The organism is Dyella nitratireducens, from assembly GCF_014642835.1.
Lineage (GTDB): Bacteria > Pseudomonadota > Gammaproteobacteria > Xanthomonadales > Rhodanobacteraceae > Dyella_B > Dyella_B nitratireducens.
This window is the reverse complement of record NZ_BMJA01000001.1, coordinates 1,700,547-1,724,049: the sequence shown is the minus strand read 5'-3', so window position 1 is coordinate 1,724,049 and position 23,503 is coordinate 1,700,547. Positions and strand designations below refer to the sequence as shown.

Genomic DNA, 23,503 nt, shown 5'->3' with positions numbered 1-23,503 from the left:
GATTTATGTCTTATGCGTCCATGTGGTTACGCATTGCTTCCGTCTCGCTGCTCGCTGCAGCGCTTGCCGGCTGCGGTGCCATCCAGGAACACCAGAAGCAGGATGATGCGAAATGGGCCGCCACGGCGCCCGTCGAGGAGACCTCGCCGCCGCCACCCGATGGCTCGATCTATCACGACATGCAGAACATGGAGCTGTTCAACGATGCACGCGCGCATCGCGTGGGCGACATCCTGACCATCAATCTGGTCGAAGCGATGCAGGCCAGCAAGAAATCCGAAACGACCACCAGCAAGACCGACAAGGTGAATGTCGGTGCACCGCAGATCCTGGGCCAGTCGCTGAAGATCGCGGGACAGTCGGCCAATTCCGCACTCAACTCTGCCAACAGTTTCGATGGCGCCGGCAGCAGCACGCAAAGCAACCAGCTTACCGGCCAAATTACGGTGACGGTGGCCAAGCGCCTGTCCAACGGCGGTCTGCTGGTAAAGGGCGAGAAATGGCTGACGATCAATCAGGGCCAGGAGCTGATCCGCATCTCCGGCATCGTGCGTCCCGAAGACATCGCGCAGGACAACTCGGTCGATTCCACGCGTGTGGCGGACGCCAACATCACCTATACCGGCCGCGGCACCTTGAATGAGGCGAACACGCAGGGTTGGCTGGCGAAGTTCTTCAACTCCAAATGGATGCCGTTCTGATGAGCGCACCGTGGCGTAAACCTAGTCTGCTCGTCGGCGTTGTCGCGCTGCTTGTCTCGACGCTGGGCTTCATTCCCACCGCCCACGCCGACAAGATCCGCGACCTCGTGCAAGTTGCCGGTGTACGCAGCAACCAGCTCGTCGGTTACGGCCTGGTGGTAGGCCTGGACGGCACCGGCGACCAGACCACGCAGGCACCGTTCACCACGCAAAGCCTGGAGAACATGCTGAAGCAATTCGGCGTGTCGATTCCTTCCACCGGCATTCAGCCGCAGCTGAAAGACGTTGCTGCGGTGACGATCACGGCGGAATTGCCGCCGTTCGCCAAGCCAGGGCAGACGATCGACATAACGGTCGCTTCCATCGGCAATGCCAAGAGCCTGCGTGGCGGCGAGCTATTGATGTCACCGCTGCGTGGTGCCGATGGCAACGTCTATGCCGTCGCCCAAGGCAGCGTCGTGGTCGGTGGTGTCAGTGCATCGGGCCGCAGCGGTTCCAGCGTGCAGATCAACGTTTCCGCCAGTGGCCGCATTCCCAATGGTGCTTCGGTCGAACGCATCGTGCCCAATTCCTTCAATCGTGGCGGCGATATCGTGCTGAACCTCGATACCGCCGACTACGCCACCGCCAATCACATCGTCGATGCCATCAACCATCTGTACGGTTCCGGCACGGCGCATGCACTCGACGGCGGTTCCGTTGCCGTGCGCGGGCCTGTTGATCCCAGCCAGAAAGTAGCGTGGCTGGGCGCGATCGAAGCGTTGGATGTCGATCCCGGCGAAGCGCCTGCGCGCGTGATCGTCAATTCGCGTACCGGCACGGTGGTGATCGGTGCGGACGTGCGCGTGACGGCTGCCGCGGTGGCGCATGGTTCGATCCAGGTGACGATCAGCGAGCAGCCACAGGTCAGCCAGCCTGGTCCCTTCAGTAACGGCACCACCCAGGTGGTACCGAACAGTGCCGTGTCGATCACCCAGCAAGGCGCACACATGTTCAAGTTCGGTCCTGGCGTGAGCCTGGATTCGATTGTGCGTGCGGTGAATCAGGTTGGCGCGACGCCGACGGATCTGATCTCCATTCTTGAAGCGCTCAAGCAAGCCGGCGCTTTGCATGCAGACCTGGTAGTCATCTAATGGCTGACATCGGCAACGTCGCAGCGCAAACGCTGAGCACCTGGACAGATCTGTCCGGGTTCGGCGCGCTGCGTCACCAGGCCGATAAGGACAGCAATGCCGCATTGCCGGCGGTTGCCAAGCAGTTCGAGTCGATGTTTACCGAGATGCTGCTGAAGTCGATGCGCGAAGCCAACTTCGGCGACCCCTTGTTCGAAAGCCAGGCCACCGACTCCTGGCAGGACATGTATGACCAGCAGCTGGCATTGAATCTTTCCCAGCACGGCAAAGGACTGGGCATCGCCGACTTGCTGGTCCACCAGCTTGGTGGTCATGGCCAGGGCGATGCGAATAATGCAGGTGCGGTGGATCCGCATGCCGCGGGTCTCGTCGACGACTGGAAACAACGCCTGTTCGCCGTTGCCGACGCCACGCAATCCACGGCGCGCAAGGCGATGGCCTGGCTACCGCAGGATGCCGAAGCCTTTGTGCGCGAACTCGCGCCGCAGGCCAGCATCGTGGCGAAAGAACTGGGCCTGTCGCTGCGCACGGTGCTGGCGCAGGCCGCACTGGAAACACAATGGGGCAAGCACATGCCCACGCATGCCGACGGCAGCAGCAGCTTCAACCTGTTCGGCATCAAGGCCGGCGGTGGCTGGGACGGTTCACGTGTGAACGTGCCGACGGTGGAATACGAAGGCGGTATCGCCGTGCGCAAACAGGCGCAATTCCGTTCCTATAAATCCACCGCCGAATCGCTGGCCGATTACGCCGACCTGATCGGCAAGGACCCGCGCTATGTTGGTGCGCTTGGCCGTGGCGATGACACGCTGGGTTATGCCCGCGCGCTGGTCGAAGGCGGCTACGCCACCGACCCCGAATACGCAGGCAAGGTGGCGGCCATCGCCAACAGCGGCATGATGCGGCAGGCCCTGGATGCGCTCAAGAAATCGGTGGGAGTGCCGAATTTATGACTAGCCGACGGGTACCACCCTCTCTCGCCGTCGTCATTCCGGCGCAGGCCGGAATCCAGGCAAAACATGCGGTGCGAAGCACACGATATAAAAGGTTTTGTGTGCTTCGCACGGCATATTCAAACTGGATTCCGGCTTGCGCCGGCATGACGGCATGGCAAATCCGTTACTGACCAAGGAAATGCCCATTTCATGTCCAGCATCCTCAACATCGGCATTTCCGGCCTCAACGCTGCCCAGGTCGCGCTAAGCACCGTCAGCAACAACATCGCCAATGCCAGCAGCAGCGGCTACAGCGAGGAAAGCGTGCTGCAGGCGGAAACGATCGGGCAGAGCAACGGCCAATACACGATCGGCTCCGGCGTGAACGTGACGGCGGTGCAGCGCGCCTACAGCCAATACCTGACACAGGCGGTGTGGAGCGGCAACAGCAGCCTGCAAAACGCGACCACCAACAACAATCTCACCAGTGCGCTCAATGGCTTCCTGAGCAACAGCGGCAATTTGCAGACATCACTGGACAACCTCTACAGCAGCTTCAGCAGCGTGGCGAATTCGCCGACTTCTTCCTCGGTGCGTCAGGCGGCCTTGGGCAGCGCTTCCTCGCTGACCAGTGTGTTCAACACGCTCGGCCAGCAGCTCAGCACCCAGTCGACACAGGTCAACCAGCAGATCGGCGGTACCGTCACCAGCATCAACAACCTGGCTTCGCAGATCGCCAAGCTCAACAACCAGATCCTGCAGGCCGGCAGCACCGGCAATCCGAACGCATTGCTTGACCAACGCGATAGCCTGGTGCAGCAGTTGGCCGGACTGACCGGCATTTCCGCGTCGACCAGCAATGATGGTTCGGTCAGCGTGTACACCTCGGCCGGTGGCACGCTGGTAAGCGGCGCGCAGTCGTATGCGCTGTCCAGCGGCGCCAATCAATACGATCCCGGCAGTACCGACGTGTACGACAGCGCGGGCAACGACATTACCTCGCAACTGAGCGGTGGAACGCTTGGTGCGTTGTTGAGCTATCGCGACACGGTTCTGGCGCCCGCGCAAAACGCGTTGGGCCAGTCGGCGATTGCGTTGGCTTCCAGCGTCAACGGCCAGCAGGCCGCGGGACTGAATCTCAATGGCCAGCAAGGCCAGGCGATTTTCAGTGTCGGTTCGCCGTCCGTGTTGCCGTCGAACAAGAATTCCACCGGTGGCGCGACCATCACGGCATCCGTCAGCGACGTGTCGCAGCTCACCACATCCGATTACCTGCTGCGCTACACCGGTACGGGCACCGGCACCAACGGCTGGACCTTGTCGACGACGAGCGGCCAGAACGTGGCGCTTACCGCCAATGCCAATGGCACATTGTCCGCGAATGGTCTCACTTTCAGCGTGTCCGGCACGGCGCAGACCGGCGACAGCTATGAAATCGAGCCCACGCGCAACGCTTCGACCTCGCTATCGGTCGTCATGACTGATCCGAATGGCATTGCCGCCGCTGCCGCGCTGACGGCTTCGGCAGGAACGAGCAACACCGGCACGGGCAAGGCAGGCTCGGTGAGCGTGACCAACTCGGCGAACAGCAATCTGCTTTCCGGCGCCACCGTCACCTTCGGCGCGGGCGGCAACTACACGATTGTCGACGGTGCAGGTAACACGACCACCGGCACGTACACCGCCGGCCAGCCGATCACTGCCGACGGTTGGAGCATGAGTTTGACCGGCACGCCGGCGAGCGGCGACACGTTCGCGGTATCGGCCAATACCAATGGCCTCAACGACAACAGCAATGCGCTGTCGCTGGCGGCACTGTCGGATACCGGCGTGACCAACGGCGGCAAGACGTCGGTGATAGCCAGCTACGCCAATCTCACGGCGCAGATCGGCAGCGCCGGCAGCCTGGCCAGTGCCGACCTCACCACGCAAACCAACATCTACAACCAGGCGATGAGCACGCAACAGAGCTACGCGGGCGTGAACATGAACCAGGAAGCGGCCAACCTCGTGCAGTTCCAGCAGGCCTACCAGGCCTCGGCGCAAGTCATCACGACCGCCGAGCAGATCTTCAGCAGTCTGATCACCGCCATTCAATACGGTTAAGAGCAGGGTTCTACGATGCGCATCTCCACCGCCTGGATGTACCAGCAGCAAGTCAACACCATGCTCGACCAGCAGAGTGCGCTGGCGCAGACGCAAAACGAAATCAGCACCGGCTATTCCATCAACGTGGCGTCGGACAATCCCACGGGTGCGGCGCAGGTCGTGCAGCTGAATCACATTCTTGCCGAGAACACGCAGTACACCAGCAACATCAATGCTGCCAATACGCGCCTGTCCACCGAGTCGAGCACGCTCACGACCGTCAACAACCTGCTGAGCAGCGTGAACGATATCGCCTTGGGTGCGATCAACGGCGCCATGTCGTCTTCCGACCTGAGCAACATGGCCACGCAGCTCACGCAATACCGCGACCAGCTCGTGCAGCTCGCCAACACCACCGACGGCAACGGGCAGGCACTATTTACCGGAACCAGCACGACCAACACGCCGTTCGTGACGAACAGCAGCACGGGCGCGGTGACGTATGCCGGCAACGACCAACAATCCTTCACCGCCGTCGGCGGTGGTCTGCAGGTGGCCAGCAGCGATTCCGGCAGCGACATTTTCATGAACCTCGCCGCCGGCAACGGTTCATTCGTTTCCAGCGCGGGCAGCAGCAATACCGGCACGCTGATCGTGGGTTCGAACAGTGTCACCAATGCCGCCGCGTGGAGCGCTGCCACAGCATCAGGACCGGTCAACGACACCATCACTTTTGGCGCGAATGGCACCTACAGCGTGACGGATGCGGCGGGCAATCCCGTCACCGACAGCAGCGGCAATCCGGTTACCGGCACGTATACCGATGGCGGCAGCATCAGCTTCAACGGCATCACCATCAATATGAGTGGTACGCCGAACTCGGGCGATACGGTCAAGGTGCAATCGGACAGCGCATCCAACACGCAGGACGTCTTCACCACGCTCAACAACATGATCACCGCCCTGCAGAGCGGCGGCAGCTCGACCTCCGTTGCCAACACGCTCAACCGCCAGCTCGAGTCGCTCAACCAGGCGATGAATTCGGTGTCCAATGCGCAGGTTTCCGTTGGCAGCCGCATCGATACGCTGCAACAGCAGAGCACCAGTTACTCCGACCTCAGCGTGACCTACAAGAGCGCGCTATCCGACGTGCAGGACGTCGACATGGCGACGGCCATCAGCAATCTCTCGCTGCAATCCACGGCGCTGCAGGCGTCGCAGCAGGTGTTCGCCAAGATCCAGGGCACCAGCCTGTTCGACTACATCCGCTGATACACCCGCACGGGCTTTGCGCATCCGGAGTTTTCACATCATGCAACAAACACCTGTCAATCAGATCCACAACCAAGACGTGCTCAACCTGATGCCGCTCGACCGGCGCCGTGTCGTCGAGATTGGCTGCAGCTCCGGTGTGCTCGCACGCGAGTACAAGAAACTCAATCCGCATGCGCACTACGTGGGCGTGGATATCGTGCCGGAATACACCCAGATGGCGGCCGCCCACTGCGACGAAGTGCTTTCGTTCGACATTGAAACCAAAGACAAAGATTTTCTGCGCGACCGTTTCCATGCCGACTGCTGGGTTTTTGCCGACGTGCTGGAGCATCTGCGCGATCCCTGGCAATTGCTGGCCAACCTGCGCGAGATCATGCCCGCCGACGGCTGTTTGCTGGCTTGCGTGCCCAACGTGCAGCACTGGAGCATCCAGGCACGCTTGAGCTGCGGCGATTTCCGCTACGAGCCGGCCGGCCTGCTGGATCGTACCCATCTGCGCTGGTTTACGCGCGTTACGTTGCTGGAGATGTTCCAGCGCGCAGGCTTCGGCATCGTCACGGGCATCACGCGCATGCTCAACCATCCCGGCGGCGAGCAGTTCGCCCCGTACATCCGCGCCATGGCCCAGGTGGCCGGTGGAAATCCGGAGCAGGCGGTGCAGGACGCAAACGTGTTCCAGTTCGTCGTGAAGGCCATCCCGGTCTGATCAACGACAGACGCTACTGACCCCTATCTATCGAAGGCCACGTATGTTGCGGCAGGTTCTCAAAGACTATCAACAGATCGATTCCATCGATACGCAGCTGCTACCTGCCGGCGATTCGGCATCGCCCAAGGAATTGATCTTCCACATCATGCAGGACAATGCCGCGAACGTCGAAGTGCTCGACATCGGTTTCGGCATGGGTGGGCTCGGCCAATTGATCAAAAGTCATCCTGCCACCCAGCATTGGTCGGTCGACGGCGTGGACGGATTCGAGGGCGCCTTCGCCAACCAGGCCTTGTTCGAACAAAAGATCTACCGCAACGCTTGGCACGGCCTGGCGCAAAGCATTCCCTCCGACCGCTTCGCCCAGTACAACATCATCTGCCTGCTTGATGTGATCGAGCATCTCAATGCCGAGACGGCAAAGTGGCTTTTACGTACCTTGCTTACCAGCATGGGCAACGATTCCTTTCTCTTCATCAGCACGCCGCTGTGGTTTTATCCGCAACACAGCCAGCAAAGCGGCGACCTGGAAGAACACCTGATCGGCGTGCCGGCCAGCTCGATGATGGCGCTGGTGCCGATGATGTATGCGGTGAATCCGCCCTTGATCGGCGGCTTCGTGCTCGGCAAGCGCAGCCTGGAATTCATCGAATTCTTCCAGCCGACCACGGACAAGAGTTTTTCGTATCAGCGCGGGACGCTGCTGGCGAGTGCGGTGAATTTCCAGAATGTGCCGGGAAAATTGTTCAAGTTGATTTGAATGAATGTGTCCGCGTGGTGGAGCTATAGGTGGATTGGAACTGCGCCAGGCCGCGTCGAATGGCGGATTCGAGTTCAGGGAAATCCTCAAGTAACACGGCATGTGCAGCCAGCGTTGCCGTGCAAGCTTCCATGATGCCGCCGATGCGTTCGCGTGCGTCAGTCACTTCGCAATCGTGTGCGAATGCCATGAGTTCCACACGCGCCACGAACAGATTGCGCGTGCCTTTTAAAGACAAGGCAAGTCCGTCTTCTGGTATGTAACAGGTGGTGTTGACGATGTCGTAGGCGGGTGCCATGCGCACGTCACCAACCACAGGGTCCGTGTAGAGCACACCGAAATTCTTCAGGTGCGCGTCTCCATTGCCGACGATGCAGGACAAAGCCACTTGATCGAACAGCTGGGTCAATGCTTGTGACCTGTATTCTGCTGCGCAGAACATTTGTAGAGCGTTGGCTATCTGGGTATAGCTGCCTTTGTATTTGTCGGCCGTGGATCTTCCCGTGAGCACGGCCATGTCTTCGAAACCCAGAGCCTTGCCTTCAGGCGTGCGATCGAAGCGCCGCATGACGAACAGCTGTCTGTTTTCGGACAGATGGAACTCGGGGACTGGAATGCCTGCCGCCTTGGCGATGCTCATGCAAATAAACTCGTTGACCGCCAGGCCCGGATATCTGTCGCCGGCACTTTTGACGATCAGTTCGCGTGTTGTGAGTGCGCCTTTTCCGTATACCTCGTCACGGTTGTCTTCCGGTACGAGCAGTTTCGGTTGAATGCCCGATACGCCGCTTCGCTTCAGGTATCGGCGAGAGAGTTCGGCGAAAAGATTTTCCGCGCCATCCCAGGCGAGAATTTGCGCGAGTGATACGCCTTTGTCTGAGTCATCGGGCGACACCTCGGGTGTGTCGACCATGACGCGGCCGATAGCAGCCTCATGGCCGGTAAGGGCGAGCAACAGCATGGGATCGAATCGGCCCGCCTTGGCAAAGCGATTGCGCAACTCCTCCAGGACATACCCTTCCGGCATGTTCATCTCGAACAAAGGAAAGAGCTGTTCGTCGCGGTACTGCTCGATCCTATGCGGCATGGTCAGACTGACTTCGGCCGCTGGATGGATGGAAGGGTGATATTGGAAGAAATACGCGGTCGCTTCGCGCGAGAGGATGCCTGAGTCGCCTTGCGGGGTACTGACCCGCAAATGCTCGACCGCTTTAGTCTTCATCGGTGAATATCTCCCTCAGCTCTTCGAGCGTGGGACGTCGCGCGGGAGCGACGGATAGCTCCCCGCCCAGGGCATGAGCGACCTTGGCATAGGTTTCGATGGCCACTCGAGGAGAGCCTTGCTCCACTTCGATGACTTTTCGCCGAGGGACGCCGGCCCGGGACGCAAGGTCCTGCTGCGTCAGCCCGCGGTGCTGGCGCATGTTGCGGATGGCGTGACCAAGGCGGGTGAGAGGCGCGGACGACATGTGCCATATATTGCACATTTTACCGTCAATGTCACGTATACGTTACATGCGACAGCCTTCCCGCACGGTGTTCCGGCAAATCAAAGCTTGCTGGAGCTAACTCCAAACTCGCGCATCCAAACCTGCCCCACCATGTCATGACCAAAGCTATGGTGCGGTTCCTCCGATACCAGCGAGAAGCCGGCCGCCTGGTAGATACGGCGGGCAGAAACCAGGATGTCGTTGGTCCATAGCATCATCCTGGCGTAGCCGGCTTCGGTGGCAAAAGCAATGCACGCGTCGACCAGCTGCTTGCCGATGGCCAGGCCGCGCGCCTTCGGGTCGACGAGCAGGCAGCGGAGCTGCGCGACGGTTGGGTCTTCCGCATTGCGCACCACGAACACGCAACCCATGCGCTCGCCATCCACTTCGGCGACCCACATGCGTTCCTTGGCGGGATCGTGCTTGCTGGCGAATTGGGCGAACAGCGTAGCGACCAGGGCTTCGAATGCTTCATTCAAATGGAATTCGTCGGCATAAAGCTGTCCATGACGTTCAATCGCCCAGCCGATATCGCCGATGCGATGAGTGCGTATGACGACTTTGCCGGCGTCGTTAGCGGGCGAGAGCAATCGCTGTACTTCCTTCATCGACGCCAAAAGACGATGTCGTCCTGGTTCCGAAAGGCGGGACAAATGCGACGCCGTAAGCTGATGCGAGGTGCGGTCCAGTTCGCGGAACGCCTTGCGTCCCTCGTTCGTCAGCGACAGCAACCATTGCCGTCCGTCCTCTTTGGATGGCTGCCGCGTCAACAGGCCCTGCGTCATGAAACCCTGCACCATGCGGCTGAGATAACCCGCGTCCAGGCCCAGCAACTCGCCGATCTCGCCCGCGGTGACGGTTTTGCGCGTGCCCAGTTCGAACAGCACGCGAGCTTGCGTCAAGGTAAAGGGGCTGGCCAGCAGCCCTTCGTCGAGTACGCCGATCTGACGGGTGTAGAAGCGGTTGAAGCTGCGGACGGCTTCGGCTTGATGGGAAAGCGACTCGGAGATGGGCATGGGCGTACCTTGGGGACCGGTGGCCAGAAGGTACGCCTAGATAGTTGACTCAGTCAACTATGGGTGGATCGCTAACGCTCAGGCCAATGCCATGCCGGTTCATCCAGTTCCCGTTGCCCGATGATGCGTGTCTGGCTTAGCTCCTTTTCGAGTGAGATGGTGTTGCAGACAGGCAGGTCTTCGAGCGCAGCAATAAGCCTGGATGCGTGCGATATCACCCATAGCTGGCTTTTCGATGCAGCTTGTCCGATCAAGCGCGCCAAGGCGGGGAGCAGGTCGGGATGAAGACTGGTCTCCGGCTCGTTCAACACCATCAGGGATGGCGGCCGTGGCGTATGCAGCGCGGCGATCCACAGCAGGTAGCGCAGCGTGCCGTCCGACAATTCGCTGGCGGAAAGCGGGCGCAACAAGCCGTGTTGTTTGAAGATTAGGCCGAAGCGGTCATTGCTGATGTCTACCCCGACCGACGCGCCAGGAAAAGCGTCCTCGACGGCTTCATCCAGAGCTTGTCCATCGCCAATCTCGCGAATGGTCTGCCAGGCTGCTGCGAGATCGCTGCCGTCGTGGCTCAGTACTGGGGTACGCGTGCCCAGTTGTGCCAATCGCGCCGGTGCATCTCGGTCCGAGCGGAAATGGTCGTAGAAACGCCAGCCGCGAATTGCCTCGCGCATCGTTAGCACTTCTGGCGCACGCTCGGGATCTGCAAGTTGGGTGAACATGCTTTCGAACGGGTTGAGGTGTTTGGCCACGACACGCCAGCTGCGCCCGTCCTTGACCTTTGCCAGTGAGCCTTGCCGATCAACCAGGACATTCGAGGGACGCAGGAAAGGCCCGGCCCAAATAGCCTCGCGCTTGATCTCCGGATCGAGGCTGAAAGCGGTTGGTGCATTCGCCGGTGCGGGAAGACCGAGGTCGATCGCGTAGCCGAAATCGTCGCCGGCAAAACCAAGCCTGAGCGCAATCGGTTCCAGGCGTGGCCCACCCTGGACCGGCACCTCGCCCTGCAACATCCTGCGCGATATACGTTCGGGCCCGGCCCACAGTGTCGAGGACAAGCCACCCTCACGCGCCAGCGCATTCACTACACCGCCATGCGCGGTTTCAGCGAGCAAGCGCAAGGCGCGATAAAGATTCGATTTGCCGCTGCCGTTGGGGCCGGTGATCAGGTTCAATCGACCCAGTGGAAGGGTCAGTGAACGCAAGGAACGGTAATTGGCTATCGCCAGCGTTGTAAGCATGCGTGGTCGTCCGAGACAGGCATCCAGAGGCCGCATGACTACACGAAGTACTTGGACCGAGCAAGATCGTGGTCCGTAGGTTGGGGTGCAAACCCCAACATCGCCATCCACATACATTCCGATGTTGGGGTTTGCACCCCAACCTACGAGTACTTGCAAAGACGTTTTCGGCAAGCACGGCGCTCACCCCAACCTTATCCTCGCAGGGAGGAGCGGCAAGGCATGCTAGTTCGGCATCCACGCATCCCGCCAAGCCACCAGCTTGTCGCCTTCCAGCATCCAATCCTTCAGCACCGCATCGCGCAACGCATCGCCAGTCTTCGCCGTCGCATCCAGGTCATCCAGGTGCATACGAATCGCGCTCATCCAATCCTTGTAGCGATTCTTTACGCGCGTAGCCGGCAGATCATTCTGATAGCACACGATGTCGGTGCAGATCACCGGAAAGCCGCAGGCACCGTATTCGAGCAGGCGCAAATTGCTCTTGCATTCATTGAACGCATTCTCTTCCAGCGGTGCCAGCGCAAGATCCAGATTCAGTGAAGCGAGTTTGCGCGGATATTCCTCGATCGGTACGCCGGTATGGAATTCATGCACATAGGGACGCAGCTTGTCGGGGCACATGCCGAAGAACACCCATTCCACTTCGTCGGCCAGATCGCGCACCACGTCGGCAATCAATTCCAGGTCGCCACGGTGACTGGATCCGCCGCCCCAGCCCACGCGTGGCTTGCGACTGACACGGCGCTGCGATGACAAATGGCTCCACCAATCCACGGGTAGGCGGTTCAGTACCACGCGGATATCGCCGTGGAAGCCTTTGAATTCTTCCGCCAAGGTATCCGTGGAAACCACGAAACGGTCCACCGTGGACAGGGCGCGGCGCAGCGACTTCACCACGTCCTTGGGCATAAGGCCGTGGAACATGCTCTTCACCGGGATCTGCTGGATCAGGTCGTCCAGTTCGAACACTTTGAAGGCCTTGGAATAATCGCGATAGCTTTCCAGCAGCTTGATCTGGTGTTCGTTGATCTGCCGCTGCATCACCAATGAGGTGGGCTGGAAGCGTTCCATCGCCACCGGCGTCAAATGCACACCGGCGATGACGCCCTCCACCATGCCCTCGCGTTGCATCGAAGCAAACGGTTGGCGGATGCGGTAATGACCACAGCCGTGTTCGTCCGCCGCGACGCAGAACATGCGCGGCAACAGCGGACTCGCAAACGGTTGCCAGGCTTTGCTGCGCAGAGGATCCAGTTCAAACCCCGACCCATCGATGCTGAGGTTGGTGCTGTAAGCGGGATCGCGCGCGAGCAGCGTCAGCCACTTGCGGTACATCGCGTGCTGCTCGCCTTCGAAGCGTTTCTGCTTGGCTTCCTGCGCGGTTTTGTCCACCTTGTTCTGGCTGACGTTGCCCACGTGCATCAGGCGCGCATACGGCGTCCATACGGCGAGGTAGCCGGCTTTGTGCACTTTCAGGCACAAGTCGATGTCGTTGTAGGAAACCTTGAAATCCTGCTCGTCCAGGCCGCCCACTTCGTCGTAGACGGACTTGCGGATCATCAGGCACGCCGCCGTGACCGCGGTGTAGTTCTGATCCACGCGCAGGCGATGCATGTAGCCGTCCGCTTCCATCGGCTGGCCGATGAACGGGTGATCGGCCGGGCCGCGCAAGCCCAGCACCACACCACCGTGCTGGATGCGGCCATCAGGGAAATGCAGCTTGGCGCCGACAATGCCGACTTCCGGGCGCTGTGCATGGTTGAGCAGCGCTTCGATCCAGTCCGCGTGCAATACGGCTGTATCGTTGTTGAGCAAGATCAGGTATTCGCCACGTGCCTGCGCCGCCGCAAAGTTGTTGATGGCCGAATAATTGAACGGATGCGGGTAGCGCAACACACGCAACTGCTGGCTATTCAATCGCGCGATGCCGTCGAGGTAGGCGCATGCCGCCGGTTCTTCGGTGTTGTTGTCGATGATCAGCAACTCGTAGTTGAAGTAGCTGGTCTTGGACAGCAGGCTGTCGATCAGGCCGTTGAGCAGCGGCAGCTGATCCTTGGTCGGCACAATGATCGACACCAGCGGCTGCCGTGCATGCTGGTACACCACGCGGTTGAAGCCGGGCAGGACGCCCGGCTCCATGCGATGCGGCACGCGGATGCGGGTGAGATGGTTGGCGACGATCGCTGCGCTGTGTGCTTTGACCGTCTCTGAGGTCAGCCATTGGCCATACGGCAGTGCAGCGCGGTGCATCACTTCGGCGATATGGCCGATGGCTTGCAGCCCGTCGGTTTCGATCAGCCGGAACAGCAGGTCGTACGGCGCCATGTCGCCGTAATGCGCCTGCAGGCCACCCAGCTCGATGCAGCGCTGGCGTTGCAAGGCCAGTGCCCGGCCCACGTAGGGATAGCTGCGCAGCATGTCGAGGTTGAAGTCCGGCTTGAAGATCGGCTGCTCGAACATGCCGCCGATGTGTGCGTCTTCATCGAAATAGACGGCGCGCAGATAAGGATGCGACACCGCGCGCTCGGCCAACAGCAGCAAGGCGGCCGGATGCAACAGGTCGCCGGCATGGAGCAGTTGCACCCAGTCCGCGTCGCTGGCGGCGATCTCGCTGTTGAGGCGCTGCATGACGTCGTCGCTGCCGATCACGCTCAACTGGTAGTGCGGATAATGCTGTGCTTCCAGGCTGTTCTGCGTGGCCTGCACGGCTTCCACGTTGTTGTCGCGATCGATCACGATCACCTGCACGCGCGGGGCGCCGTAGGCTTCGATACGGCGCATGGCCTGCGCTACGGCGGTTGCGCTGAGTTGCAGTTGCGTCTGCCAATGCTTGTAGAGATTCGAGGGCGGCGGCGGAATCAGCCACTCGGGAATGATCTTCAGATGGCGGTCGGTGCGGTTCCAGCAATCACCTTCATGGATTTCACGTGCAAAGGCTTCGTTGATGTTGCGGCCGTGCCCGGTCCATTCCGCCGAGGCGTCGATCAACAGGCGCTTGCATAGCCAGGTGACGCGCTCGGCCGGCGAGGCCAGGCCGAGCAGCGTTTCCAGGCCGGCTTCATAAGCGATCTGCCACAGGCCCACATACACCGGAATCTGTTTTTCTACCGGCTGCCGTGCGCGCCATTCGCCGCCGTGGAAGGAGAGGCTTTCGCCATCCGGTTCCAGGTAAATGTGCGCAGGCAGGGCATCCAGCCATTCGCCGGGAATCTTGTCCTCGTCGTTGGCCTGCGCGTAGATGAGTGCTCCCCATTTGCGCAGCAGTGCGACCAGCAGGTCCGTGCGCTGGTCGTGGATGGCTTTGCGGATCAACACCAGCAGCGAACGTCCGGTGGCGAGCGGGTGCGGCTCGCGTACGGGGTCGAAAGCAGAGCCTACCCAGGTCGCCTCAGGCGACAGCGCGCGCGGCGCGACTCGCAAGGCGCCGTTCTCCAAGACGTATTCGGTAACGGTATTGCCTGCGGGAACGCGATTATCGGCAAAGCTTTGTGCAAGAACGTTCGTGCGCAAGGGAGAGGACGTACCGCTGCGGCGCGCCACCAGCAGCAGGCCTGGTGCGTGCTCGGCCAGTGTCCCCGCCTCATAGTGCATTTCCCATTGCACCGCCTCCTTGCCGGCATCGCGCAGCAAGGGGCGCTGTGCGATCAGATCGTCCAGGCGCAACTCAGGTGCGGCTTGTTGTGCTTGCGCGGAAATCAGTACTTCCGGCAGCAGGGCATCCGGGAAGGCGAGCTGGGTGTCGATCTCGGCGAAGCCCGTTGCGCGCAAGGCAGCTTCGATCTTCACGCGCGAGGGAATGTCGCGCAGTGCGCGCGATGCCTGGCGGTTGGGCAGCGCCAGCATGAGAACGCCGTTGGGCTTCAACGCTTTGGCAGCGGTAACGATCGCTTCACCCAGGGCATCCGCGCGCGGCCAGGCTTCGGCGTAATCGTCCGCGACCGCGAGCGATACCACGTCGTATTCGGCCTGCAAAGCCAGTTCACGCAGGCTCGCCTGGAACACGCGTACGTGCGGGCAATCACGCACGCGCGCCGCCGCAACACGCGCCCAGTGCGGTGCGAATTCGATGGCATCCACCACGCAGCCGCGTTCGGCCCAGGCGCGTGTCAGTGCGCCGCCGCCACAGCCGATCTCCAACACCCGGGTGCCGGGAGGAAAGGCGTCGAATGCCTGCAACAGGTTGGCGCGCCGGGGAGACAGATGCAGGGCGCTGGTGCGGGTGTGAATGTCTCTTGCCAATACCGGTGAATAAACCCTGGTATCGGCGGCGTCTTTCACCACGTCATACAACTGCGAGGCAAGGGCATGGATGGTCTTGTGTGCGGGACGGTCGCGCAGCGGCGAATGCCACACACCTTCCTCGTTACGCACGAAACTATCCAGCGGCCACGTCGGTGGCAGTACGCCCAGTTGTGCGACGACGCGCAGTACGACGTCGTCATGCGTTTCGTTGAGGACTTTTTCATGCACCAGAAACCAGCTCCAATCCCTGGTGCCTGTGCTGTCGGCCAGCGGTTTGGCGAATTTCAGCCGGCATTCCTCTTCCGACTTGCTCCAGTAGTGGTTGATGCGCAGCTTTTCCACCGACACTTTTTCAGTAAATGCGCCATCCATGGGGCGGCCGTTTTCATCCACGGCACGCATGTTGTCGGCGTACAGCATGAAGTGTGGATTGGTGCATGCAACGACCTTGGACGGCTGCACGATGCTCTTGATGTGCGTGTTCTCCGGACGATAGCTGCCATCCGGTTGCCGATAGGGGATGCCGCCGTCGAGCACGCCGCGGCGCAGATAATTCCCCAGTACGCCGCCCGGCGGCTTGGTTATATGGCCGCCGGAGCCAAACATCACCCAGTTCACGCCCACAGCGGGGTGGTCCGCATAATCGGCCAGCACGTCCGGCAAAAGTTTGGCGTTGGGGGCGAACAGGAATTCGTCGATGTCGATGAAGGCAATCCAGTCCGCTTCGCTGCCGTGCGTCTTCAGGCAGTGCTCGTATGCCTGCAACTGTGCTGGATGCTGCGGCCATTCGTGCAGTACCACTGCGCCGGAAGCCATATGCGGCTGCAACGCGTCAAGGTAACGATCCGAGCTGTTGTTGTTGTACAGGTAGAAGCGTTCCACGCCCATGAGCTGGTGGAACTCGACCCATTCGCGCAGGTAGGCGGCCTCGTCCTTGAACACCGCGCAAATCGCAAGCACACAACGCATGTGGTTTCCTCGTCTGATCGATAGGGCGTGGGCGCGCTGGCGTCGGAAATCTGACGCTTCCGGCGCGTTCCAAGCCGGTATGCGAGGGTGGGAGCAATGTTGGTGCCAAGGAACCTTAATTGGGGCGGGCAGCGGTAGGTTGGGGTGCAAACCCCAACATCACCATTTATGCATGCATGGCAATGTTGGGGTTTGCACCCCAACCTACAGTGATCGGCGCAGCTCGACAGGATCACCCAAACCTTTAGCGCTCTCCATCACACTTTTCATACTTATCTCGTTGGGCCAACAGCAAAAAGTTTTTGGAGGCGCCTCAAGTAATCCCACCCAGCGCCGAAAAAGTCCCTGAGGCGGTCGGCACAGCAAACGTGACTGGATCCCGCCGGTATGAGTACCAACTATCCGGTTTCAGGAGACATTCCATGTCACTCGTTCTAAACACCAACATCGCTTCGCTGCAGGCCCAGAACAACTTGACCAAGTCGGGCAGTGCACTGTCCACTGCCACGCAGGATCTGTCCTCGGGTCTGAAGATCAACAGCGCCGCCGACAACGCCGCCGGCTACGCCATCGCCACTCGTTTCCAGACGCAGATCGGTGGTCTGGGACAGGCCAGCGAAAACGCGAGCGATGCGATCAACCTGGCACAGACCGCGGGTTCCGCGCTGAGCCAGATCACCTCCAACCTGCAGTCGATTCGTGACTTGGCCGTGCAGTCGGCCAACGGTACGTACCAGTCGTCGGACCGCGCCGCGATCAACACCTCGGTGCAGCAGTACCTGTCGGAAATCACCCGTATCGCCAACCAGACCACCTTCAACGGCACCAATGTGTTGAATGGATCGGTCGGGCAGTTGTCGTTCCAGATCGGTGCGAACGTTGGCCAGCAGATCAACGTGCAGCTCGGCCAGGGCGCCACCACTTCCCAGGTCGGTCAGATCTCGGAAATCTCCACCGCCGACGTCAGCGGTGCGTTCGTCAATGCCAGCGGTTTGTCGGGCCAGTCGATCAGTCTGAGCGGCCTGACCATCGAGGGTGCAGACGGCAATAGCTACAGCCTCAGCGGTGCCAGCGCCAGCAATGCACAGGGCTTGGCCGATGCGATCAACGCAGCGGGTATTGCGGGCGTCAGCGCAGCCGTGAACGCCAGCGGCGGCATCAACATCTACTCGACGGGCGAACTGGCTGTAACGGGTTCCGCGTTGACGGGTGCTGCCGGCACGGCGTTCAACTTCACCAACAATGCGGTCGCCTTCGGCGCCAGCGGTGTGGGCACGACGGCCACGGGCTTCGCGGCCACGGGTGCAGCCTACACGAATGGCTCCGTGATCACGGCCTCCGGCTCGCTGACCGGTGGCGATGTTTTGACGGTGGACGATTCCAACAACCTGATCTCCCGCGTCGATGCGGCGCTGACCCAGGTGAGCACGTTCCAGAGCACGTTGGGCGCGGTGCAGAACCGCTTCCAGTCCACCATCGCCACGGTGAGTGCGCAGCAGACCAACCTGACGGCCTCGCAAAGTTCGATTCAGGACACCGACTTTGCGGCAACCACCGCACAGTTGAGCAAGGCGCAGGTGTTGCAACAGGCAGGTATCTCGGTGCTCGCCACCGCGAATGCCCAGCCGCAGCAGATCCTCAAGTTGTTGGGTTAATCGGTACGGCCGGCCATGGCGGGTAACCGTCATGGCCGGGATTTTGCTTCTAGGGGTTCTGACGGCCGGTGGGCCGTCAGAAAACCCGCGCGAGCGGCAGGTAAAGCTTTCATTCGAGCAGCGATTCGCAAGTGAGCTTTGCCGGCAGTTCGACGGCGCCAGCAATTTTCGACGAGGCCCTTCATGAGCAGCATCTCCAGTGTAGGCAGCACCAGCAGCGCGCTTTCCAGCGCGATCAGCGGTAGCTCCTCCTCCGCTTCCTCGACGGGCAGCAGCGGCAGCTCCAGTATCAGCGGCACCGGCCTGCTCAGCTCGCTCGGCCTGGGTACGGGGCTGGACGTCAATTCGATCATCCAGGCGCTGGTCAACGCGCAGGAAGCCGGTCCCCAGGCGCAGATCACCAACCAGACCAATCTGGACAACAACAAGATTGCCGGCCTCACCGCACTGCAAACCTCGCTGTCCGGCCTGCAGTCCGCATTGAACGAGCTGACGTCCAGCACCACCTACAGCACTTACACCACCACGCTTTCCAACACGTCGCTCGGCACGGCCAGTACGCTGCCTGACGCGTCGCCCGGCACCTACAGCATCAATGTGAGCCAGCTCGCCACGGCGCAGAAGAGTGTCAGCGCGGCGCAGGCCAGCACGGCCACGGTAGGTACCGGTACGCTCAACATCACGGTGGGCAGCAAGAGTGTGAGCGTGTCGGTGGGTGCCACCGATACGCTTTCGGCGATCGCCGCCAACATCAACAACGCCAGCGGCAACCCCGGCGTGACCGCCACGATCGTCTCGGGCGTCAACGGCAACCAGCTGGTGCTCACTTCCACCAGCACCGGTACCGCCAACGCTTTCAGTGTCAGCGCAGGCAGTGGCAGCAGCAGTGGCGTGTCCTCGCTGGCCAGCACGCTCAACACACCGAGCACCGCAGCCAGCGATGCGCAGCTGACGATCGACGGCATTGCCGTCAGCAGTGCCAACAATAGCGTGAGCGGCGCGTTGACAGGTGTAACGCTGAACCTCACGTCGACGGGCAGCTCGCAGCTCAGCGTTGCACAGAGCACCACGCCGATCAGCACCGCGGTGAACGACTTCGTGTCCGCGTACAACACCTATGCCACCACGGTAAGTCAGCTCGACAGCTACGACAGCACCACCAAGGTTGCCGGCGTGCTGCTGGGCGACGCGACGCTGTCGGCGGTGCAGAGCCAGATATCCAACGTGCTGGGCAGCAATGTGTCCGGCAGCAGCATCGGCAATCTGGCGAGCCTTGGCATCACGCGCAATGCCGACGGTACGTTGACGTCGAACCCGACCACGCTGGCCAATACGCTGGCCAGCAATCCGTCGTCCGTGCAGCAGCTATTTTCGGGTGCCAACGGCGTTGCCACGCAATTGAGTTCACTGGTCACCAATTTCAACAGCAGCAGCGGCGTGTTGCAGTCGCGCATCAACAATCTCAATAACGACCTGACGAATCAGTCAACCCAGCAAACCGCGCTGAATGCACGCATGGCGGTGTATCAGCAGCAGCTTGTTCAGCAGTACACGAGCTTGAGTACTTTGATGTCCTCGCTCAACAACACCAGTTCCTACCTTACCCAGGCAATGAACGCGCTGACTGGTACCAGCAGTAGCAGCAAGGGGTGACCATGAGTTACATGTCACGCAACGGAAGTGCCCTGTACGCGCAAACACGCGCACAAGGCAGTGTCGAAGGGGCGGATCGCCATCAACTGCTGGCGATGCTGCTCGATGGCTTGGTCGACCGCATCAACCAGGCGCGCGGCCACATCCTGCACAAGGATATTCCCGCCAAAGGCCAGGCTTTTGCCAAGGCCATCGCCATGCTCAACACCTTGCGGGGAAGTCTCGACCATAGCGTGGAGCCGACGCTTACCGGCCGCCTCGACGCGCTGTACGACTACATCACCAGGCGCCTGTTGCATGCCCAGATCAATGACGACTTGCGCGCGCTGGACGAGTGCGAGCGATTGATCGCACCGATCCGTGAAGCTTGGCATACGATCCGAGAACCCTATCTGGCGGAACTCGCACAAGCGAAGACGCCCGTTGCCGTGCCATGACCAGCTCCGTGCAAGACGCATTGCAACAAGCCTTGGCACTCACCATTCAGATGAGCGATGCCGCTTCCGACGGCAACTGGACCTTGGTGGCCGAACTCGATGCGCAGCGGCAGATTCCTCTGCAGCACGTGCAAAATGCATCCCTCGACATCCAGCACCGCGACACGTTGGCGGCTCTGCAGGCATATAACCGCGCCGTACTGGAGCGCACGCAACAGGTGCATGATTCGATCGAGCAGCAGCTCAGCCAGCACCAGTACAACCATCGGGCGTTGCGTAGTTACGTTTCGTCGTCGCGCTGATCTCGTAGCAGGATCGACGCAGGAGGGATGAAATCCCGGTATGGGAAGCCAAACTAGGATTTGCATTATCTTGATCGGTAATTTTCTATAACCTTGGTTACTAAAATTTTGTTGATAGATCCGAGCTTGGATCTCTAGTATGAATATGGTGGTATCTCCTGGATTCGTTTAGACGTTAATTGACTATTGTCTACATGCACCTCATCATATTTGTAAGCATTCTCTGCAAATGTGTCCAATGAACTTCCTTGAGCTTGCATTGTTTCAATATAGTCAGAGGGGTAATGTTCTCTCTCTGAGGTAAATTTTGAATTTATATCAACATTTTCTCTCAGAGATGCCGCTTTTAGCCCGCGCGCATCGATTTGATAAAGACTGTAATTGCCGTGACCAAATTCGCCCTCACCGAAATTTATTGCCGCCTGTTTTGATCTGGAAGTAATGAGTGTGGGACCGTCTATCATTTTATCCGGCCCAGCAAACCACACGGAATTCCTAAATCCTACTTGGGCTGGACTGCCACGCCGGTTTACCCTGGTCTTCTTTTCGACACGATAAAGTTTTGGGATGTCCGTCCTTTCGATGAGGCCCAGGCGATTGAAATATCCTCCTGGCGGAAGGGCTACCTCATCCTTGTATTCATTGGCAGGCGGATTGGGATCATCAGCAGGCGGGGACTTGCGTTCTATACCTTGAGCGTCCCAGGAGCGTGATGAGTCACTACTACCCGTTGACGATGAGTCACTACTAATACTTTGAGCTGGTGAATCGGGAGCATCTGTATCCATATTTCTTTGCTCCTCCGGAAGTGGCGCAATATTTTCTTCCCACAGTTGTTCCTGCTCGTACTGATTCATTGCTTGTACGATCATGTCTATGGGATCGGTTTCATGAGTCTCCATTCCGGGGAGTGACGCGGGCGGATCATCCGCGCCTCCTTTAAGCCCCGGCGAACCTTCCAGGAATTGCTCAACCCCCCCTTTGCCATCCAGCTTGATCGGCACGCCACCAGTGACCGTATGGGGGTTGCGGGGATTCACGATGACGTAGCCATTGCCTTCTTTTTTCACCCGGTAGTAATCGTTCTCGCCGATGCGCACATAGTCATCGTGGTCCACCCGATGTCGATACAGGCCGCGCCCCTTGTCCAGCTCAAGTTGGCGGGGATCCACGTCGGCCTTTAGCTCCAAGACTCGCTTAGGTATGTTGAGCTCATTCACCGCCCCCGGCTTGCCAGCAACATGACCCTCAGCAACCTCTACCGGGGCCTTGCTGTTTCCCACTTCCATTGGCCGTGGCGTGAGACGGAACTCATTCGTTTCCGGGTCCACCTTCCATTCCCATTTGGGGGCGGAAGACACCTTTAAGGTAAAGGGTGACGGACCTGTGCCCACTACCTCTCGCACGGCAATTTCATTGGCCAGCTGCAGGGATGAAATCGAGGCTGTGGCAAAGCCCCCTCGCCGCTCTTCTGCGGTCATGCCGGTGTTGGCGTCATGGATACCAAAGACAATGTTGCCTGCGTTGCCTATAAGGGGGACATAGCCAAAGGTGCCGTTCCAAATATTCTCCGCCTTTTTCCAACCTTGCTGATCCGGACCGAATACCTGTGTTTGATCGAGCGCTGACGTATTGTTGGCGTTGAGCGTTGCGTACTCGGCGGCAATCTTATCCAGGGGTGCCGATTTCAATGCATACCCACTCGTCGCCGAACCCGTGTAATTAAAGGCCTCCCTCACCGGAAAGCTGCCATGAAAGACCGGGCCTTCCAAACGTACCGACGGATTATGGATAAAGTTGTCGAGCACGATGGACGGCTTTAACCAGTGCGCGTCGGTTCCACCTTGTGCATCTTTGGCATTAAATCGCCCGAGCACGATACCCTGGTTTTTTTGAAGCCAGTCCGCCGCCGCGTCGTCACCCTTGATTTCGTTGGCCGTGACGTTACGGATATCGAGCATCAAGCCATGGTTGGGTCTGCCGTTGTCATTCGTTTCCTCGGGAATAAAGGCATACTTTTCCATCGGATAGCCATAGAGATTGGGGATGATCACGGGCCCATTCGCGTCCAGTGTCCGGTTCACGGTCTGCTGAGCCTCGGGGCTGAGTTTTCCAAAAGCCACTTTGTCTTGCCGCAAGCTTTCCAGCATGGTCTTCACCATAAAGGCATCCGCCTTGCCCGCGCGTTGGGCCAGTGCTCCCCCAGGGTCGCTCATGGGTGCCCGGATGTCGTTCTCCCATGACGTTTGCAGGGTTTCACCGATGGACTCCAGATCGTGGATCTTTTGTTTGGCTTCTTCCGATTTAATGTCTTCGTATTTGAAGTTCACGATATGGCCAAAATTGTCTGGCTGGTCGTGCTTATGCATACCCGCCGCGATTTCCCACGCCTCGTAGGTGCGATCATAACTACCCGAAACATGTTCCACTTGCCCAGGGAATTGGGTGGTGTCGGTGTATGTCACTTTGATTTTCTCGTGAGGGTCGAACCCTCCTGCCAATAGACCCGCGCTGATATACCCTTTGGGCGTCATGAATGACTGATTGCATATGAAATTCGCGTTGGCTTGCGCTTCGCCCACGTACGTACCTTTCGTTTGCTCCACGATGGATTTGAAGCGCTCAACAAAAGCATCGATACGCTGTTTCCGTTGCTCGAGGGTCAGGCTCGCATCGGGTGGCTGCGGGCGGGGTGATCCATAGATGACGTTGCTGTAGTACGTCGGCAGATCGGGGGCAGGTCCGCTGGGCGATGCGGTTTTATCCGACGAAGGCGGCGTGGACGCCCCAGCCTCCGGGGGGAGTGAAGAAGACGTGCTTGTACCCTTGGTGCCCGTGGCATCTTTGGCATCGGTCGTGCCGATCACGTTGGCGCGAGGGCTGGCGCTGCTAGTGGC

Annotated in this window: 17 protein-coding genes; 11 read left to right on the top strand and 6 right to left on the bottom strand. The window is 59.8% G+C overall.

Annotation, left to right across the window (positions count from 1 at the left end; translation table 11 throughout):
* Positions 1-5 precede the first annotated feature (5 nt).
* The 7 genes from flgH to IEX75_RS07825 all read left to right on the top strand — a co-directional run bounded on the left by flgH (position 6) and on the right by IEX75_RS07825 (position 7,601).
* On the top strand, positions 6-701 hold the full coding sequence (gene flgH, locus IEX75_RS07855; RefSeq protein WP_229720693.1) for a flagellar basal body L-ring protein FlgH: 696 nt from the start codon (positions 6-8) through the stop codon (positions 699-701).
* Entirely contained in the window at positions 701-1,834 is a 1,134-nt protein-coding gene (locus IEX75_RS07850) for a flagellar basal body P-ring protein FlgI (protein WP_188793666.1), read from the top strand. Before flgH ends, IEX75_RS07850 begins: the two co-directional genes overlap by 1 nt.
* Positions 1,834-2,787 carry a flagellar assembly peptidoglycan hydrolase FlgJ gene (flgJ, locus tag IEX75_RS07845; protein ID WP_188793665.1) on the top strand — a complete coding sequence of 318 codons (954 nt, stop codon included), beginning with the start codon at positions 1,834-1,836 and terminating at the stop codon, positions 2,785-2,787. The genes IEX75_RS07850 and flgJ overlap by 1 nt, the downstream gene beginning before the upstream one ends.
* 192 nt (positions 2,788-2,979) lie before the next feature.
* Entirely contained in the window at positions 2,980-4,875 is a 1,896-nt protein-coding gene (flgK, locus tag IEX75_RS07840) for a flagellar hook-associated protein FlgK (protein ID WP_188793664.1), read from the top strand.
* A gap of 15 nt (positions 4,876-4,890) precedes the next feature.
* The gene (gene flgL / locus IEX75_RS07835; protein ID WP_188793663.1) at positions 4,891-6,129 is read left to right on the top strand and encodes a flagellar hook-associated protein FlgL; all 1,239 of its coding nucleotides are present in this window, start codon (positions 4,891-4,893) and stop codon (positions 6,127-6,129) included.
* Between the two features lie 40 nt (positions 6,130-6,169).
* Positions 6,170-6,838, top strand: coding sequence for a class I SAM-dependent methyltransferase (locus tag IEX75_RS07830; RefSeq protein ID WP_188793662.1), 669 nt, complete (start codon positions 6,170-6,172; stop codon positions 6,836-6,838).
* 43 nt (positions 6,839-6,881) lie between these two features.
* Positions 6,882-7,601 (top strand): class I SAM-dependent methyltransferase, encoded by a 720-nt coding sequence (locus tag IEX75_RS07825; protein WP_188793661.1) that lies wholly within the window; start codon positions 6,882-6,884, stop codon positions 7,599-7,601.
* On the opposite strand, the gene IEX75_RS07820 is transcribed toward IEX75_RS07825, so the two are convergent.
* From IEX75_RS07820 to IEX75_RS07800, 5 genes are all read right to left on the bottom strand, one after another.
* Entirely contained in the window at positions 7,588-8,823 is a 1,236-nt protein-coding gene (locus IEX75_RS07820; protein WP_188793660.1) for a type II toxin-antitoxin system HipA family toxin, read from the bottom strand. The two genes, IEX75_RS07825 and IEX75_RS07820, sit on opposite strands and share 14 nt — an antisense overlap.
* Positions 8,813-9,070: a helix-turn-helix domain-containing protein gene (locus IEX75_RS24430; RefSeq protein ID WP_188793659.1), complete on the bottom strand. Its 258-nt coding sequence runs from the start codon at positions 9,068-9,070 to the stop codon at positions 8,813-8,815. The genes IEX75_RS07820 and IEX75_RS24430 overlap by 11 nt, the downstream gene beginning before the upstream one ends.
* A gap of 80 nt (positions 9,071-9,150) precedes the next feature.
* Complete coding sequence (locus IEX75_RS07810; protein ID WP_188793658.1) at positions 9,151-10,107, bottom strand: bifunctional helix-turn-helix transcriptional regulator/GNAT family N-acetyltransferase; 957 nt, start codon at positions 10,105-10,107, stop codon at positions 9,151-9,153.
* A gap of 71 nt (positions 10,108-10,178) precedes the next feature.
* A complete protein-coding gene (locus tag IEX75_RS07805; protein WP_188793657.1) occupies positions 10,179-11,345 on the bottom strand; it encodes an AAA family ATPase in 1,167 nt (388 codons plus the stop codon).
* Between the two features lie 225 nt (positions 11,346-11,570).
* Positions 11,571-16,559 carry a glycosyltransferase family 92 protein gene (locus IEX75_RS07800; RefSeq protein ID WP_188793656.1) on the bottom strand — a complete coding sequence of 1,663 codons (4,989 nt, stop codon included), beginning with the start codon at positions 16,557-16,559 and terminating at the stop codon, positions 11,571-11,573.
* Positions 16,560-16,981: 422 nt separating this feature from the next.
* On the opposite strand from IEX75_RS07800, the gene IEX75_RS07795 reads away from it, so the two are divergent.
* The 4 genes from IEX75_RS07795 to fliT all read left to right on the top strand — a co-directional run bounded on the left by IEX75_RS07795 (position 16,982) and on the right by fliT (position 20,606).
* Positions 16,982-18,214, top strand: coding sequence for a flagellin N-terminal helical domain-containing protein (locus tag IEX75_RS07795; protein ID WP_188793655.1), 1,233 nt, complete (start codon positions 16,982-16,984; stop codon positions 18,212-18,214).
* Between the two features lie 183 nt (positions 18,215-18,397).
* Complete coding sequence (gene fliD / locus IEX75_RS07790; protein ID WP_188793654.1) at positions 18,398-19,867, top strand: flagellar filament capping protein FliD; 1,470 nt, start codon at positions 18,398-18,400, stop codon at positions 19,865-19,867.
* A gap of 2 nt (positions 19,868-19,869) precedes the next feature.
* Complete coding sequence (gene fliS / locus IEX75_RS07785) at positions 19,870-20,304, top strand: flagellar export chaperone FliS (protein ID WP_188793653.1); 435 nt, start codon at positions 19,870-19,872, stop codon at positions 20,302-20,304.
* Positions 20,301-20,606 carry a flagellar protein FliT gene (gene fliT, locus IEX75_RS07780; RefSeq protein ID WP_188793652.1) on the top strand — a complete coding sequence of 102 codons (306 nt, stop codon included), beginning with the start codon at positions 20,301-20,303 and terminating at the stop codon, positions 20,604-20,606. The genes fliS and fliT overlap by 4 nt, the downstream gene beginning before the upstream one ends.
* Before the next feature lie 134 nt (positions 20,607-20,740).
* On the opposite strand, the gene IEX75_RS07775 is transcribed toward fliT, so the two are convergent.
* Positions 20,741-23,473, bottom strand: coding sequence for a hypothetical protein (locus tag IEX75_RS07775; RefSeq protein WP_188793651.1), 2,733 nt, complete (start codon positions 23,471-23,473; stop codon positions 20,741-20,743).
* Positions 23,474-23,503 lie beyond the last annotated feature (30 nt).

Bases quoted from the DNA above. Each gene is read 5' to 3' on its own strand.
- flgH (WP_229720693.1), top strand. From the start codon at position 6: ATGTCTTATGCGTCCATGTGGTTACGCATTGCTTCCGTCTCGCTGCTC.
- fliD (WP_188793654.1), top strand. From the start codon at position 18,398: ATGAGCAGCATCTCCAGTGTAGGCAGCACCAGCAGCGCGCTTTCCAGC.
- fliT (WP_188793652.1), top strand. From the start codon at position 20,301: ATGACCAGCTCCGTGCAAGACGCATTGCAACAAGCCTTGGCACTCACC.
- IEX75_RS07810 (WP_188793658.1), bottom strand. From the start codon at position 10,107: ATGCCCATCTCCGAGTCGCTTTCCCATCAAGCCGAAGCCGTCCGCAGC.
- flgL (WP_188793663.1), top strand. From the start codon at position 4,891: ATGCGCATCTCCACCGCCTGGATGTACCAGCAGCAAGTCAACACCATG.
- fliS (WP_188793653.1), top strand. From the start codon at position 19,870: ATGAGTTACATGTCACGCAACGGAAGTGCCCTGTACGCGCAAACACGC.
- IEX75_RS07800 (WP_188793656.1), bottom strand. From the start codon at position 16,559: ATGCGTTGTGTGCTTGCGATTTGCGCGGTGTTCAAGGACGAGGCCGCC.
- IEX75_RS07820 (WP_188793660.1), bottom strand. From the start codon at position 8,823: ATGAAGACTAAAGCGGTCGAGCATTTGCGGGTCAGTACCCCGCAAGGC.
- IEX75_RS07805 (WP_188793657.1), bottom strand. From the start codon at position 11,345: ATGCTTACAACGCTGGCGATAGCCAATTACCGTTCCTTGCGTTCACTG.
- IEX75_RS07795 (WP_188793655.1), top strand. From the start codon at position 16,982: ATGTCACTCGTTCTAAACACCAACATCGCTTCGCTGCAGGCCCAGAAC.
- IEX75_RS07830 (WP_188793662.1), top strand. From the start codon at position 6,170: ATGCAACAAACACCTGTCAATCAGATCCACAACCAAGACGTGCTCAAC.
- flgJ (WP_188793665.1), top strand. From the start codon at position 1,834: ATGGCTGACATCGGCAACGTCGCAGCGCAAACGCTGAGCACCTGGACA.
- flgK (WP_188793664.1), top strand. From the start codon at position 2,980: ATGTCCAGCATCCTCAACATCGGCATTTCCGGCCTCAACGCTGCCCAG.
- IEX75_RS07825 (WP_188793661.1), top strand. From the start codon at position 6,882: ATGTTGCGGCAGGTTCTCAAAGACTATCAACAGATCGATTCCATCGAT.
- IEX75_RS07850 (WP_188793666.1), top strand. From the start codon at position 701: ATGAGCGCACCGTGGCGTAAACCTAGTCTGCTCGTCGGCGTTGTCGCG.
- IEX75_RS24430 (WP_188793659.1), bottom strand. From the start codon at position 9,070: ATGTCGTCCGCGCCTCTCACCCGCCTTGGTCACGCCATCCGCAACATG.